The organism is Testudinibacter sp. P17/SS/0325, assembly GCF_053570765.1.
On the sequence record NZ_CM131635.1, the window covers coordinates 854,504 to 869,555 of the forward strand.

Below are 15,052 nucleotides of genomic sequence, written 5' to 3' on the forward strand. Positions count from 1 at the left end.
GATACAGATAAATCAATGAACAAAAACACCTACCGCATAATCTTCAGCCAATCCCAACAACAATTTATTGTTGTTTCGGAGCTGGCAAAATCAAAAACGTCTTCTGAACGTAGATGTGCGGTAGGTAACTTTGTACATTTTAGTGATGGCGTGTCTATTGATTACCAAGATCAACACGCCTCCAAAAACGACAAATCCAACGACCGCTTAAATGCGTTGCAAAGTGCGGCACTGGCAGCCAAAGGCTACGGCACCTACCAGGGCTTATCGGACAAAGGTTATCTGATAAAAGGCGAAGTCGGCGTTGGCTTTAGCCAATCGAAAAGCGACAGCGCCCGTTATAGCGAAAGTGCGGTCGGCAACCATCTCAATGGGGCAGAGGGTGTAAGTTTGACGGCACGCCGCGGCAATATTGATGCGACCTACACCACTCTCACCACCCGAGACAGTGAGGGCAAGCGCACGTCGGGCGGTACGGTTGAGTTTGACGCGGCAGGCAAGATTTTACTGAATGCGGGCGTGGACGGTTATCGCCAACAAAGCAGCCAACGCAGCAGCGGCGCGCAAGTGGGCGTGGGTTATTCCGTCGGCGGACAAACGGGGGTCTACGCTTATGTTGAAGCCGGTTATAACCGCAGCGGTCAGCAGGGTGAAGGCATTTATCATCATAATAGTGTTGTGGATGCGGATAAGGTTATCGTCAAAAGCCGAGGCGATACGACGTTGAACGGGGCGGAGGTGCACGCCAAACAGATTCAAACGCGGATTGGCGGCGACCTGACGATTAACAGTTTACAAGACAGTGAGCAGCAGCGAAGCAGCGGCAGCAGTGTCGGCGGACGGGTGCAGGTGTCGTTCGGTACGGCTTGGGAGGCGAGTGCCAACGCAAGCGCACAACAAGGCAGTGCCAATCGTCAACAGGTCAATCGTCAAAGCGGTTTGTTTGCCGAAGAGCACTATGATGTGGAGGCGAATAATGTTCACTTGAACGGCGGCGCCATCACGGGCAAGCAAACCGACAAAAACCGCCTTGTTACCAACAAACTGACCTTCAACGACATTGAAAACCGTAGTGAGAGCAAGGCGGTGAGTGCGAGCATTGGGGTGAGCGCGAGTTCGGACTTGAACAAGGACGAAAACGGCAAGGTAATCAAAAACGACAAAGGCGAGCCGGAGCGAGTGACGGACGTCAGCCCGACGGGCGGCTTGCCGATGTACAGCCGCAGCAAGGATAGCAGCGTCACCAAAGCGACCTTGAGCGAAGGCACCATTATCCTCGACAAAGACAGCCAACCAACCCAAACCACGGCGGCCGCGTTGGGGATTAACAGCGACAGCGGCAAAGGCAACGCACAGACTGAAAAACCAAAAGACATCAACACAACACTTGCCACACAAAAAGCCATGCAAAGTGCGGTTGCGGACATCAGCGCAGGGGTAGCAAGCTTCAGCAAACAGCAACACACTGCCGCCCAAGCCGAACAGGCGGAAGCCCAAGCCAAGCTCGAACAAGCGGCAAAACGCGGCAATCCAGCGCAATATGAACAAGCCAAAGCCGATTACGACGCAGCCAAAAGCCAAGCGGAGGCATGGGGAACGGGCGGTGACTACAGCCGTGCCTTAGATACCGCCAGCAAAGTTATCAGCCTCGCACTCGCCAACGGCAGCTCAACACAGCTATTGGCAACCGCACTTTCACCGGAAGCGAACAAACTTATCAAAGCGTCGACAACAGATAAAGAAGGCAACGTCGATAAAGCGGCGAACCTGCTCTTGCACGGCATCCTAAGTGCGGTCGAAGCGCAAGTTAACGGCGGCAGTGCGTTGGGCGGTGCGGCGGCAGCGATGACGGGGGAAGCGACAGCAGAACTGCTTGCCACGACCATTTACGGCAAAAGTGCAAGTGAACTGAACGAACGGGAGCGGCAAAATATCTCGGCGTTGAGTAGTCTGAGCGGCGCATTGGCGGCAACGGTGACGGCACAGGCAGATGGAACAGCTACGGATAGCACAACTACACTTGTTAATGCGGCAGCTGGGCAAGCGATAGCGGAAAGTGCGGTTGAGAATAATAATCTTGCAATTGCTGGTAGAGTGGCTACTTTTGTTTGTGCAAGAGCTTGTCAGCAAGCCCTTGCAGAAATGATTGGTCTTGGTGCGGCTATTTCGACTGATTTATCTCAAAATGAACAAGAAGAGGCTTTGAAAATAGGGGCTTTTAAGAACCCTGAAAAAATAGCTGAACTGAGCTCTGAACAAATTGCTTTTTTAAATAGTAAAATTTTAGATAGCGAACCTTTGATTGGTAACAATGTTTGGATACCAACCAGTAGTGGCGGATTTATGCCAGTAGATCCTAACCTTGTTGTTACGACGTATGGCGGCAAACAAATAATTGATCCAAGAATTATTATTACGGATACAGGAGGAATACAATATCCGAGTGATTATGAAAAACCTAATAATACTGGGGGAGATCAAATTCATGTTCCTGAAAATACTGGAGTGTTACCAGGTTCTGAAATTAAAATTGGGAGTTGGGAAGATAATCTTGTTTCGGCTGAAAATTATTTTGATAAGCCTAAGAAAAAAGTAAATAGCGCAAATATTGGGGACTTTGTTAGAACTCCTACTACTAATCCTGAAGATTTTACTAAAAACGGTCGTCAGTATAAAAATAATTATACTGATGAAATATGGGAAAAAAGTAATACACAACATTCAGATAAACTCGGGGAATGGAAAGTTGGTTTAGGGAAAAATAGCCCAAGCAAAACTAAAAAAATAACAGTGGGAGTTAGTGATGGAAAAATTATCAAAATTGACAGCAAATAAAAATATTCATTTGGCTAATATTAATTTTAATGGATTTAGCAGTAGTTCAACATGGATTGGCTATTTTGAAGAAACAGAATTAGTTGAACCTTTAAATGGAATAAAACTTGCTTGTGAATTATTTTATAATTTTTTCTCAAATGATCTAAATGATTTCATTCTCATTTCGGCATTATGTTTTGATGATAAAGCTGATTTAGATCCTAGATTTAATGACTATAATGGTATTTATGAGATTTCTAAAGAAAAGGGGTATCTTAAACCATTAACTGATAACTATATAAAATATTTAGATGGTTCTCCTTTATTAGCGAATCATTTAAGCATTCATTTTGATAACGATTTCTTTATTCCATTTTGCGAGATGGTTATGGCATTGTCATACAGCAAGGTAGTAGGGCAAGTTTGTTTTCTTATTAATCCCAAATTACAGATTGCACTATACCCTCATGATGATACTGGATTTGGAGTAATTACATTGAATGAGAATTTTTCAATGGGAATTGAATTTTTACAATATTGCGGTAAAAATGAGTTTTTCGATTATTATATAGATCCTAGTATTGATAAAAAATGAACAAAACCATCTGCCGCATAATCTTCAGCCAATCCCAACAACAATTTATTGTTGTTTCAGAACTGGCAAAATCGAAAATGCCTTCTGAACGTAGATGTGCGGTAGGTAACTTTGTACATTTTAGTGATGGCGTGTCTATTGATTACCAAGATCAACACGCCTCCAAAAACGACAAATCCAACGACCGTTTAAACGCGTTGCAAACCGCGGCACTGGCAGCCAAAGGCTACGGCACCTACCAGGGCTTATCGGACAAAGGTTATCTGATAAAAGGCGAAGTCGGCGTTGGCTTTAGCCAATCGAAAAGCGACAGCGCCCGTTATAGCGAAAGTGCGGTTGGCAACCATCTCAATGGGGCAGAGGGTGTAAGTTTGACGGCACGCAGCGGCAATATTGATGCGACCTACACCACTCTCACCACCCGAGACAGTGAGGGCAAGCGCACGTCGGGCGGTACGGTTGAGTTTGACGCGGCAGGTAAGATTTTACTGAATGCGGGCGCGGACGGTTATCGCCAACAAAGCAGCCAACGCAGCAGCGGCGCGCAAGTGGGCGTGGGTTATTCCGTCGGCGGACAAACGGGGGTCTACGCTTATGTTGAAGCCGGTTATAACCGCAGCGGTCAGCAGGGTGAAGGCATTTATCATCATAATAGTGTTGTGGATGCGGATAAGGTTATCGTCAAAAGCCGAGGCGATACGACGTTGAACGGGGCGGAGGTGCACGCCAAACAGATTCAAACGCGGATTGGCGGCGACCTGACGATTAACAGTTTACAAGACGGGGAGCAGCAGCGAAGCAGCGGCAGCAGTGTCGGCGGACGGGTGCAGGTGTCGTTCGGTACGGCTTGGGAGGCGAGTGCCAACGCAAGCGCACAACAAGGCAGTGCCAATCGTCAACAGGTCAATCGTCAAAGCGGTTTGTTTGCCGAAGAACATTATGATGTGGAGGCGAATAATGTTCACTTGAACGGCGGCGCCATCACGGGCAAGCAAACCGACAAAAATCGCCTTGTTACCAACAAACTGACCTTCAACGACATTGAAAACCGTAGTGAGAGCAAGGCGGTGAGTGCGAGCATTGGGGTGAGTGCGAGTTCGGACTTGAACAAGGACGAAAACGGCAAGGTAATCAAAAACGACAAAGGCGAGCCGGAACGAGTGACGGACGTCAGCCCGACGGGCGGCTTGCCGATGTACAGCCGCAGCAAGGATAGCAGCGTCACCAAAGCGACCTTGAGCGAAGGCACCATTATCCTCGACAAAGACAGCCAACCAACCCAAACCACGGCGGCAGCGTTGGGGATTAACAGCGACAGCACAACAGGCAACGCGCAAACCGAAAAACCAAAAGACATCAACACAACGCTTGCGACACAAAAAGCCATGCAAAGTGCGGTTGCGGACATCAGCGCAGGCGTGAGTGCCTACAGCGCCCAACAGCGCAAAGTGGCGGAAGCGAAAAAAGCCGATGCCGCACAAGCCATGGCAAATGCGCAGCAAAGCGGTAATCAGGCGGCTTATGAGCAAGCGGTTGTCGCCTATGCACAAGCCGATAGTGAAGCAAAAGCTTGGGGTACGGGCGGCAGTTATCAGCGGGCGGTTGACACGGCAACCAAGGTTATCACCTTGGCGATAGCCAACCGTAGTACGACACAATTGACGGCGACCGCCCTTTCTCCGCTGGCAAACCAAGCGATTAAGGATGCGACCACAGACGAAAACGGCAAGGTGGACAAAACCACTAACCTAATTCTTCATGGCATCTTAGGTGCGGTCGAAGCGCAAGTAAATGGCGGCAGTGCGTTGGGTGGTGCAGCGGCAGGGATAGCAGGGGAAGCGGCGGCAGAGCTGTTGGCACAAACCCTTTACGGCAAAAGTGCAAGTGAACTAGATGAGAGGGAGCGGCAAAATATCTCGGCGTTGAGTAGTTTGAGCGGCGCATTGGCGGCAACGGTGACGGCACAGGCAGATGGAACAGCTACGGATATCACAACTACACTTGTTAATGCGGCAACCGGGCAGGCGATAGCGGAAAGTGCGGTTGAGGGGAATTTATTATCTATAATTGAATCTAACCCTCAAGTAGATTGGGCTAATGTAGCGAAATCAAAAGCATTAGAAGAGGAGGCAAATCGCATAGCAATAGAGCAAATGGAGAAGAATAACCCTGAGCTTATGGAAACACTAAGAGCTGGGGGGACAGTTGCAGGGATTTTAGCTGATTTTACGCCTGTTGTAGGTGATGTAAAATCGTTTGTAGAGGCAGAGGATGGTATTGATTTTGCTTTAGCTTTAGTCGGAGTTATTCCTGGCGCTGAGGTGGTTACAAAATCACTTAAAGAAGCTAAGCAGTTATATACAGCAGCTCGAAATGCAGAGAAAGCAGGCGATTTAAAACAAGCTCAAAAAAATATTGATCAAGCAAAAATATTATTACAAGACAATGATGTTGTTGGATTTTATCAATCACATACTTGGAGGGAGTCATTTGAAAAACAGTATGGTAAGAATAATGTGAAATCTACTACTGTTGTAAATAATTCTAGGGCAACAGCAACAGATAGAATCTTAAAGACAGGTGAACAAATTTCTGTTATTGAGTCTGAGGGTAACAAAGCAGTTAAAATTTATTCTAAGCCAGATACACTTGGTAATAAAAAAGAAATTGCAAATATTCCTTATGATTCAAAGGGATTACCTATATTCGATGATGTTGCAGTTTTTTCAACCAAAATTGATAATAGTAAAAGCTATTCAGGACAAATGAGACAGGCATCACGGGATATGTGGATTGTGATAAAGGATGATCCTATTATGAAAAGTAAATTTACACTACAGCAATTAGAGGACATGCAAAAAGGGAAAAGCACTATCACGGGCTATACTTGGCATCATAATGCACAGTCATCACCAAATAATATGCAGTTAGTACCTGTAAATATACATGATGCGGTTAAGCATATAGGGCAAGGTTCTTTACAAAAAGGAAAATAATATGGAACTATTGAAGGTTTATCGAGATAATGGAAAAGTAGATATTTCTTTAATTAATGAATTTGAAAGGAAAATGAAGATTAAATTCCCCAGTTCTTATAAACATCTAATAAGTAATCACAATTTCTTAAGGCTTGAAAATGATATTTTTGATTATGTTGATTTAGATGGAGAGATTAATGATAGGGATATTTGTTTTTTAGGGTATGGTGAGGTTAATCCATATAATATATATTCAAAATTGGAGCTTTTTCCATTTTATGATGATATGAAAGGTATAGTCCCTTTTGGTGTTAGTGGTAATGGCGATTATATTTGTTTTGATTATAGGTTTTTAGAGGTTGATGAAGAGCCGAAAGTGGTTTTAATATATCACGATGATTATATTCAGGATGCTGATGGAACTATGAATCCAGTAGTTAATCTTGTGGCAAAAAACTTTGAGGAGTTTATAGAGTTATTACATGATTGATTCTAATTTAAAAGAATTATTTTTTAATAAATACTATCCAGCAGGAATAATAAAAAATGTTTAAATAAAGGTTAGAAATCTCATCCTGCTCCGAAGATGGAAGATATTACAGGATTTTCTAATCTAGTAAGATCAAAAGAGAAAACGCCAGTGCAGGGGGGTATTAAATTGAGGAATAGATGGAAAGATAAGGATGGTAACATTTATGAATGGGGTTCTCAGCATGGATCCTTAGAAAAATATAATAAGCATGGAAATCATTATTAAAAAAGTGAAATAAAATGGCTAAATCAAAAAATATTTTAATAAGAAAAAATAAGGATGTAATTTTAATTACTTACTTTTTACAAGGGTTGTTATCAATGTCAGATCCTGAACAAGATCCTGTTTTTTTGCCAGTGGATATTGATGATAAAATGTTAGGTGAATCCGCAAAAGAGGCTTTGTTAAAAAGCAGAGAGATTCCATTAGATGAGTTTTATAAGATATTTAATTCAGGTGAGGTGCAATTATTTGGTAAAAAAATAGAGCAACAGTTACAAGAACACTTTGGCTATAAAAGTAGAAAAGCAATATATAACACTATGGATTTTTTATCTATTGATATGGAAGATAATATTACAATAACACCTCATCATCAGGATTCTCTTGATGGATCGACAGCGGTTAAGAAAAAAGATGGGACAGCAATTGAATTTGAATATCCATTAGAAATTTCAGATGAAGAATTAGGGATGAAAATAAGAGAGGCTTTTAAATATTGCACGAGTATTTATAGGAAATAATATAATTAAGTCCTGTTGGTTATCCATTAACTGAAGCTAAAATTAATGAAATCCAGGGATACGCTTTAGGCGGCGCAGCGGCAGGGATAGCGGGGGAAGCGGCGGCAGAGCTGTTGGCACAAACCCTCTACGGCAAAAAGGCGAGCGACCTGAACGAGCGCGAGAAACAGAACATCACCGCCCTCAGCAGCCTGACAGGGGCATTGGCGGCAGGGATGGCGAGCAACGCGACAAACGGCACGACGAACCTCGCTGATACGCTTGCTAATGCCGCGATTGGGCAGGCGACAGCGGAAAGTGCTGTGGAGAATAATGCGCTTTTAAATCGTCAGGGTGAAAGCTATCTGAGATCTGAAAAGGATAAAGCTCTAGTCGAATTGTTGAAAGAAAACGGTGTAAAATCTACAGAAGATTTTACAGAGGCGTATCTCGCTTGTATAACTGACAGTTGTCGCCAACAAATCGAAGTATTGAACAGTCAAGCGACTTCTGAGGGGCTTGAAATCATTAAGCAATTGGCAGAAAACGAAATAATAAGTCGAAATGATTATACCGATATTATTTCAACTATTTTGCCAAAAATGGCGGAAGGCGCATTAGTTTCAGGTAGAGAAGTTGGAGCTGAAAGTCGCTTATATAAGAACGATGTATCAGAGGTTGTTGGTCATTATGCAGGCGGTGGTGACAGTGATATTTATCGGATCTTTGATGAAAAGAGCTTAAGAGACTTAGGTTATGACGGGGTTGGATTAGATAACAAGTTAAAAGATACTGAACACTGGGGTAACGCTTGGGAAAGTGGCGTTGTGATTGGGCGTGGAGTAAATTCACCTATATCTTCAACTAACACAAAAGATAAAGATTTTAAAATAGCGACTGAATATTTAAAAGATCTTCCAGTTACAGGTGTTGTAAATAATTATCAACCATTAAAATTAGGAGAAAAAGCAAAAATAGATGGTGTTGAGCATATAAGAGTTGGACGCTGGATGTCAAAGTATGAATTAGAACGTATACAAAAAGATCAAAAAATGATTTCAGGTGCGGGAGGACAGACTTTCATATCTTTGAATGGAGCATCTGATTTTAGGGGGGCTGCACCAAAAGGTAGTGTATATGTTGAATTTAATTTACCTACTAATAGCTTAATACAAGGGGGTAAAGAGGGATGGTTTAAAACTATTAGTGAAGAAGCCTTATCTTCTCAAAAATTTAGATTAATGAAACAGGGAGGGGAGCTATCACCTAAAATAAATAATATAAAAATTTTGGATGAAAAATAATATGGATTTAATAGAAATTTTTTACCTCAATATTTATCCTGAAATGAAAGTGTTTTTTGATTTTAAAGAAAGTTATTATAGAGAAGGGCAATTTGGAGATTTAAAGAGATTTGAATTTTCTAGTAAGAGTTTAAGGTATGTTGGAATGTTTGATTTTTGGAGTGGTAATTGGATTGAAATATATTTGTTTGATATGCTTCTTGAACAAGATCTTTATCATAGATTATTTTCTCCAGATGAATTAAATGAAAATTTATTTTTGGATTTTGATAGGATAATTCATGAAACATATTTTTAATAAAATATTTATTATAAAAGGTGACATTACTAAAATATCTGTTGATGTGATTGTTAATGCAGCTAATACAAGTCTTTTGGGTGGCGGCGGAGTTGATGGGGCGATACATAGAGCTGGAGGAAAGAAAATTTTAGAGGAATGTTATAAAATTAAAGCTATGCAGGGTGGCTGTAAAGTTGGAAATGCAGTTGCTACAAGCGCGGGTAATCTACCTGCAAAATATATTTTCCATGCTGTTGGTCCTGTATGGCAAGATGGGCTACATAATGAAAATTTCATTTTAGAAAAAACATATAATACTTGCTTTTCTTTAATGAAGTATTATGGACTAAAAAGCATTTCATTTCCAAATATATCAACGGGAAGATATAACTTTCCCAAAAAACAAGCTGCCGAAATTGCACTGAAATCTACATGTGAGTTCTTGATAAGTAATGATTTTGTCGAGAGGGTTAATTTTGTATGTTACGACTTTGAAAATTATAATCATTATTTAAATATTGTTGATGGTTATAGAAGTTGAGGTTTTATTTGCGAAATTTAGAGTTTTAAAATTTAATTAAAAGTAATTGCATAAATATTAATGAACAAAAACACCTACCGTATAATCTTCAGCCAATCCCAACAACAATTTATTGTTGTTTCGGAGCTGGCAAAATCGAAAACGCCTTCTGAGCGCAGAAGTGCGGTAGGTAACTTTGTACATTTTAGTGATGGCGTGTCTATTGATTACCAAGATCAACACGCCTCCAAAAACGCCAAATCCAACGATCGTTTAAACGCGTTGCAAACCGCGGCACTGGCAGCCAAAGGCTACGGCACCTACCAGGGCTTATCGGACAAAGGTTATCTGATAAAAGGCGAAGTCGGCGTTGGCTTTAGCCAATCGAAAAGCGACAGCGCCCGTTATAGCGAAAGTGCGGTTGGCAACCATCTCAATGGGGCAGAGGGTGTAAGTTTGACGGCACGCAGCGGCAATATTGATGCGACCTACACCACTCTCACCACCCGAGACAGTGAGGGCAAGCGCACGTCGGGCGGTACGGTTGAGTTTGACGCGGCAGGCAAGATTTTACTGAATGCGGGCGTGGACGGTTATCGCCAACAAAGCAGCCAACGCAGCAGCGGCGCGCAAGTGGGCGTGGGTTATTCCGTCGGCGAACAAACGGGGGTCTATGCTTATGTTGAAGCCGGTTATAACCGCAGCGGTCAGCAGGGTGAAGGCATTTATCATCATAATAGTGTTGTGGATGCGGATAAGGTTATCGTCAAAAGCCAAGGCGACACCACGTTGAACGGTGCGGAGGTGCATGCCAAACAGATTCAAACCCGGATTGGCGGCGACTTGACGATTAACAGTTTACAAGACGGGGAGCAGCAGCGAAGCAGCGGCAGCAGTGTCGGCGGACGGGTGCAGGTGTCGTTCGGTACGGCTTGGGAGGCGAGTGCCAACGCAAGCGCACAACAAGGCAGTGCCAATCGTCAACAGGTCAATCGTCAAAGCGGTTTGTTTGCCGAAGAGCACTATGATGTGGAGGCGAATAATGTTCACTTGAACGGCGGCGCCATCACGGGCAAGCAAACCGACAAAAATCGCCTTGTTACCAACAAACTGACCTTCAACGACATTGAAAACCGTAGTGAGAGCAAGGCGGTGAGTGCGAGCATTGGGGTGAGCGCGAGTTCGGACTTGAACAAGGACGAAAACGGCAAGGTAATCAAAAACGACAAAGGCGAGCCGGAACGAGTGACGGACGTCAGCCCGACGGGCGGCTTGCCGATGTACAGCCGCAGCAAGGATAGCAGCGTCACCAAAGCGACCTTGAGCGAAGGCACCATTATCCTCGACAAAGACAGCCAACCAACCCAAACCACGGCGGCAGCGTTGGGGATTAACAGCGACAGCACAACAGGCAACGCGCAAACCGAAAAACCAAAAGACATCAACACAACGCTTGCGACACAAAAAGCCATGCAAAGTGCGGTTGCGGACATCAGTGCAGGGGTAGCGAGCTTCAGCAAACAGCAACACACTGCCGCCCAAGCCGAACAGGCGGAAGCCCAAGCCAAGCTCGAACAAGCGGCAAAACGCGGCAATCCAGCGCAATATGAACAAGCCAAAGCCGATTACGACGCAGCCAAAAGCCAAGCGGAGGCATGGGGAACGGGCGGTGACTACAGCCGGGCACTGGATACCGCCAGCAAAGTTATCAGCCTCGCACTCGCCAACGGCAGCTCAACACAGCTATTGGCAACCGCACTTTCACCGGAAGCGAACAAACTTATTAAAGCGTCGACAACAGATAAAGAAGGCAACGTCGATAAAGAGGCGAACCTGCTCTTGCACGGCATCCTAAGTGCGGTCGAAGCGCAAGTAAATGGCGGCAGTGCGTTGGGCGGCGCAGCGGCAGGGATAGCGGGGGAAGCGGCGGCAGAGCTGTTGGCACAAACCCTTTACGGCAAAAGTGCAAGTGAACTAGATGAGAGGGAGCGGCAAAATATCTCGGCGTTGAGTAGTTTGAGCGGCGCATTGGCGGCAACGGTGACGGCACAGGCAGATGGAACAGCTACGGATAGCACAACTACACTTGTTAATGCGGCAACTGGGCAAGCGATAGCGGAAAGTGCGGTTGAGAATAATTATTTAAACAGTGCTAAACATCAAGAAAAAACATATTTATTAAATCAGTTAGCAAAAGGTGAGTTAACAGAAAAAGGCAGAGAGCGATTAGAGGAGCTCATTCAAGAAGACTTGGCGACAAACAAAGCGTTACTTGATGCTTGCAGAAGTGCATATAGTGCAGAATGTGCAGAGGCAAGGAAAGATGCTATTGCAGCAAAAGAAACTTATACGGCACTAGCTTATCATTTGCCAAAAGAAAAACAACAAGGCTATCAGGAAATTGCTGACTTATTGAATAGCACAACACCTGAAGCTAATGTTGCCCGAGTTATGTATGAAGGATATGTAGAAGGTTATAAAAATTATGGGTTTAGTCAGGAGGAGTCGGAAGAATTAGCGAGCTATACTTTAGCAGGATATAGTATAGCGGGAGCTTTATCAGGCGTTAAAATTAACCCTCAAGGTATTCTTAATAAGGTTAAATCGTTAGCCCAATATGAGGTGATTGTAGAGCCGGGAACAATAGGGTCAAATTTTGGTAATGTTAGAATTATCAAGAAAACATCGGCGATACCTCACCCTGAACCAATAGCGGCTGGTAATGGTCTAATTTATCAATCGAATCCTAAACATACCAAGGGGGGCGCGGGAAATCGACCTAATGCAGGGATTGAACCGACAAATTCTTTAGAACTATTTAATAGTTCTATCGAAACATCTGATCCTAAAATAAGATTATCAATAGATACAAAAGGAAATATTCATAGATTTTTCAATGAAAGTAAGGATGGAGTAGGCGCTTTCCATTGGGCTGGAAGTACAGGTGATACTATTTCACCAATGTCCAAAAATAGAGAGCTTAAAAAATTTAATAGAGAAATAAAAAGATTAGAAGGAGGAAATAAATGATTTTTGGATATGATGAGTTTCCTGATAAAAAATTTCTAGTACATATAGATATACTTGAAAAAGATAATTCTTTTTTATATGGTGCTTTTAATTTTATTTTTCAAGAAAAAATATATCCAGCATTTGGCACTGGCTGGACGATAAATCTAATAACTGAGTATATGGCAGGACTATTGCAATTTTCTGAAGGTGAATTTTACTATGAAAATAGTGATATCCTTGATGGGAGAGAACTATTTAAAGAAGCGGTAATATCAAGACTTGGTTATTTTTATGACACTCCTCATCAGATTATTCCAGATGATGATTTTAAAAAAAAATATCCCCAAAAAATTGGTGTTGAATTGGAAGTGGCAGAATTGGGAGATTCTGGGTTGGAGATTTATGTTTTTAAAGGAAAGTGTGGGGAATATTTAGTTTTTCATTATAACGATATTGTAACTAAAGTTAATATAGACATTAACAATCTTAAGATTTTAGTGAATAAAATATATAAATTTATTAATGAAATTAATGTGCAATAATATTTAGGTTAAAGCTAGTGTTTGATGGGTGGTAATTGATTCATTTCTTAACAAATACTATCTTGCAGAAAAATGGAAAGTTGAGAGAAGAAATTTTAATGCCAATGATAGAGTTAATTGGAGATATTAATGTTTTTATTCAGTGTTTGGGTCTGAAAGAAGGTGGTAATAAAATATTTTCAGCAATAGTAATTATATCAACGGACTTTAATATTGATGAATTTGACCAATTTAATATTAAACAAAGGTATTAGGCGCGATTGAAGCCTACGCCACCGGCAACAATGCCGCTGCGGACGCAGCGGGTGCGGCAAGCGGCGAGTTAGCGGCAAAAATCATCACCGAACAGCTTTACGGTACAACAGCGGATAAACTTACCGAAGAGCAAAAAGAAACCGTTTCGGCGCTAAGCCAAATTGCCGCAGGCTTAAGCGGCGCCTTGGTCGGCGACAGCACCCAAAGTGCGGTTGTGAGTGCAGAGATTGGAAAACGGGCGGTGGAGAATAATTCATTATATGGTGATGAATTTAGGTGAAAATTAGAAGAAGATAAAGCGCGTTATAAGCAAGAAGTGAGGTATAAACTCGGTCATAATACAGCCTCTCAATTGATTAACGGTGTTATTAATGTTATCGCTGAAACAGGTGATTTTGGTGTCCTTGCATTAGATGGCGCTTTTGATGCAAGTGCTGCTTTAATAACCTGTGCGATTGGCGACAGTTATTGTGGGCAGGCTAAAAAAGATTTAGCTTCAAAAAATCAGGGAGCAGTAGATGCGTTAAATAGCCTGATGAATGGTGATAGCTGGAATGCAATAAAGTCAATGGCAAATAATGCTTATTATGGAGATCAGACAGCGCTTGAACATTTATCCGGTATTTTAACCGGGATTGCAATACCGATTAAGAATTTGCCTAAAGGAGTTAGTGCAAACGAGAAGCTGCCTGTTGTAGATAAAACAGTAGGTTATCCTATAACCGAATTTAATCATCAAGCACATAATGCAGCAATATATGAAGCATTGAAATTAGATCTAAAAACTCAGCAAGCGGCTAATCATTTGATTGATAGCTTAAAGAATACAGGAAAATTACCAGAGAATTATGTTAGTAAATTTAAGGCTGAAAGTTTAGGGTGGTTGCACAGGTAAAAAACCTGTGCCAGATGGAAAAATACTTGGTGGTGATATTTATTTAAATAGTAATGGATTGTTACCAAAAGCTATTGATCGCATATGGTATGAAGCTGACGTTAATTATAATGGCACAAAAAGTAGAGGTGGGGAACGATTATTATACTCGAATGATGGTTTGCTATATTTTACAAGAGATCATTATAACACCATTGAACCAATGGGGAGATGGAAGTGATGAATAATATAAAGCATATTTATATTGATGGTAATAATATAAAAGATACAAAGTCATTCCATAAAAAAATAGGAGATGCTTTAAATGCTGAGTTTTTTATTCATGGTTATGGATATAATCTTGATGCTCTGAGAGATGTAATGAGTATGGGGGCAGGGTTGAATTCGGTATTATATTGGTGTGATCATGATGTTTCAAAAAAATACTTGGGAGATGATGAGTTTTATAAAATAGTCAATGTCCTAACCTATGTTGCATCAGAGTCTAAATATAAATGTGAAGTATTTAGTCAGTATAAGGATAAATTCCCATTTAAGTTTTATTTAGAATAAAATACCTGTGATAGCACAAGTTTGTAACTGGTGCTATTAAATGAATAA

General features: G+C 42.2%; 15 protein-coding genes. All 15 read left to right on the top strand.

Annotation, left to right across the window (positions count from 1 at the left end):
- Positions 1 to 15: 15 nt before the first annotated feature.
- The 15 genes from ACWA50_RS04090 to ACWA50_RS04160 all read left to right on the top strand — a co-directional run bounded on the left by ACWA50_RS04090 (position 16) and on the right by ACWA50_RS04160 (position 15,004).
- Positions 16 to 2,835 carry a hemagglutinin repeat-containing protein gene (locus ACWA50_RS04090; RefSeq protein ID WP_431054045.1) on the top strand — a complete coding sequence of 940 codons (2,820 nt, stop codon included), beginning with the start codon at positions 16 to 18 and terminating at the stop codon, positions 2,833 to 2,835.
- Positions 2,804 to 3,412, top strand: coding sequence for a hypothetical protein (locus ACWA50_RS04095; protein WP_431054046.1), 609 nt, complete (start codon positions 2,804 to 2,806; stop codon positions 3,410 to 3,412). The genes ACWA50_RS04090 and ACWA50_RS04095 overlap by 32 nt, the downstream gene beginning before the upstream one ends.
- Positions 3,409 to 6,408: a hemagglutinin repeat-containing protein gene (locus ACWA50_RS04100; protein WP_431054047.1), complete on the top strand. Its 3,000-nt coding sequence runs from the start codon at positions 3,409 to 3,411 to the stop codon at positions 6,406 to 6,408. Before ACWA50_RS04095 ends, ACWA50_RS04100 begins: the two co-directional genes overlap by 4 nt.
- Before the next feature lies 1 nt (position 6,409).
- The gene (locus ACWA50_RS04105) at positions 6,410 to 6,880 is read left to right on the top strand and encodes an SMI1/KNR4 family protein (RefSeq protein WP_431054048.1); all 471 of its coding nucleotides are present in this window, start codon (positions 6,410 to 6,412) and stop codon (positions 6,878 to 6,880) included.
- A gap of 96 nt (positions 6,881 to 6,976) precedes the next feature.
- Positions 6,977 to 7,147 carry a colicin E3/pyocin S6 family cytotoxin gene (locus ACWA50_RS04110; protein WP_449343118.1) on the top strand — a complete coding sequence of 57 codons (171 nt, stop codon included), beginning with the start codon at positions 6,977 to 6,979 and terminating at the stop codon, positions 7,145 to 7,147.
- 14 nt (positions 7,148 to 7,161) lie between these two features.
- Positions 7,162 to 7,665 carry a contact-dependent growth inhibition system immunity protein gene (locus ACWA50_RS04115; RefSeq protein WP_431054049.1) on the top strand — a complete coding sequence of 168 codons (504 nt, stop codon included), beginning with the start codon at positions 7,162 to 7,164 and terminating at the stop codon, positions 7,663 to 7,665.
- 113 nt (positions 7,666 to 7,778) lie between these two features.
- Positions 7,779 to 8,948 (top strand): VENN motif pre-toxin domain-containing protein, encoded by a 1,170-nt coding sequence (locus ACWA50_RS04120; RefSeq protein ID WP_431054050.1) that lies wholly within the window; start codon positions 7,779 to 7,781, stop codon positions 8,946 to 8,948.
- Position 8,949: 1 nt separating this feature from the next.
- Positions 8,950 to 9,246: a hypothetical protein gene (locus tag ACWA50_RS04125; RefSeq protein WP_431054051.1), complete on the top strand. Its 297-nt coding sequence runs from the start codon at positions 8,950 to 8,952 to the stop codon at positions 9,244 to 9,246.
- Complete coding sequence (locus ACWA50_RS04130) at positions 9,230 to 9,769, top strand: macro domain-containing protein (protein ID WP_431054052.1); 540 nt, start codon at positions 9,230 to 9,232, stop codon at positions 9,767 to 9,769. Before ACWA50_RS04125 ends, ACWA50_RS04130 begins: the two co-directional genes overlap by 17 nt.
- A 60-nt stretch (positions 9,770 to 9,829) precedes the next feature.
- Complete coding sequence (locus ACWA50_RS04135; RefSeq protein ID WP_431054053.1) at positions 9,830 to 12,778, top strand: hemagglutinin repeat-containing protein; 2,949 nt, start codon at positions 9,830 to 9,832, stop codon at positions 12,776 to 12,778.
- Entirely contained in the window at positions 12,775 to 13,302 is a 528-nt protein-coding gene (locus ACWA50_RS04140; RefSeq protein WP_431054054.1) for a hypothetical protein, read from the top strand. The genes ACWA50_RS04135 and ACWA50_RS04140 overlap by 4 nt, the downstream gene beginning before the upstream one ends.
- 415 nt (positions 13,303 to 13,717) lie before the next feature.
- Complete coding sequence (locus tag ACWA50_RS04145; protein ID WP_449343129.1) at positions 13,718 to 13,837, top strand: VENN motif pre-toxin domain-containing protein; 120 nt, start codon at positions 13,718 to 13,720, stop codon at positions 13,835 to 13,837.
- A gap of 72 nt (positions 13,838 to 13,909) precedes the next feature.
- Positions 13,910 to 14,452 carry a hypothetical protein gene (locus ACWA50_RS04150; RefSeq protein ID WP_431054055.1) on the top strand — a complete coding sequence of 181 codons (543 nt, stop codon included), beginning with the start codon at positions 13,910 to 13,912 and terminating at the stop codon, positions 14,450 to 14,452.
- A gap of 7 nt (positions 14,453 to 14,459) precedes the next feature.
- On the top strand, positions 14,460 to 14,672 hold the full coding sequence (locus ACWA50_RS04155; RefSeq protein WP_431054056.1) for a ribonuclease domain-containing protein: 213 nt from the start codon (positions 14,460 to 14,462) through the stop codon (positions 14,670 to 14,672).
- Entirely contained in the window at positions 14,672 to 15,004 is a 333-nt protein-coding gene (locus ACWA50_RS04160; RefSeq protein WP_431054286.1) for a barstar family protein, read from the top strand. Before ACWA50_RS04155 ends, ACWA50_RS04160 begins: the two co-directional genes overlap by 1 nt.
- Positions 15,005 to 15,052: the final 48 nt, after the last annotated feature.

Coding starts and splice junctions, on each gene's coding strand:
- ACWA50_RS04090 (WP_431054045.1), top strand. CDS start 16: ATGAACAAAAACACCTACCGCATAATCTTCAGCCAATCCCAACAACAA.
- ACWA50_RS04095 (WP_431054046.1), top strand. CDS start 2,804: ATGGAAAAATTATCAAAATTGACAGCAAATAAAAATATTCATTTGGCT.
- ACWA50_RS04100 (WP_431054047.1), top strand. CDS start 3,409: ATGAACAAAACCATCTGCCGCATAATCTTCAGCCAATCCCAACAACAA.
- ACWA50_RS04105 (WP_431054048.1), top strand. CDS start 6,410: ATGGAACTATTGAAGGTTTATCGAGATAATGGAAAAGTAGATATTTCT.
- ACWA50_RS04110 (WP_449343118.1), top strand. CDS start 6,977: ATGGAAGATATTACAGGATTTTCTAATCTAGTAAGATCAAAAGAGAAA.
- ACWA50_RS04115 (WP_431054049.1), top strand. CDS start 7,162: ATGGCTAAATCAAAAAATATTTTAATAAGAAAAAATAAGGATGTAATT.
- ACWA50_RS04125 (WP_431054051.1), top strand. CDS start 8,950: ATGGATTTAATAGAAATTTTTTACCTCAATATTTATCCTGAAATGAAA.
- ACWA50_RS04130 (WP_431054052.1), top strand. CDS start 9,230: ATGAAACATATTTTTAATAAAATATTTATTATAAAAGGTGACATTACT.
- ACWA50_RS04135 (WP_431054053.1), top strand. CDS start 9,830: ATGAACAAAAACACCTACCGTATAATCTTCAGCCAATCCCAACAACAA.
- ACWA50_RS04140 (WP_431054054.1), top strand. CDS start 12,775: ATGATTTTTGGATATGATGAGTTTCCTGATAAAAAATTTCTAGTACAT.
- ACWA50_RS04160 (WP_431054286.1), top strand. CDS start 14,672: ATGAATAATATAAAGCATATTTATATTGATGGTAATAATATAAAAGAT.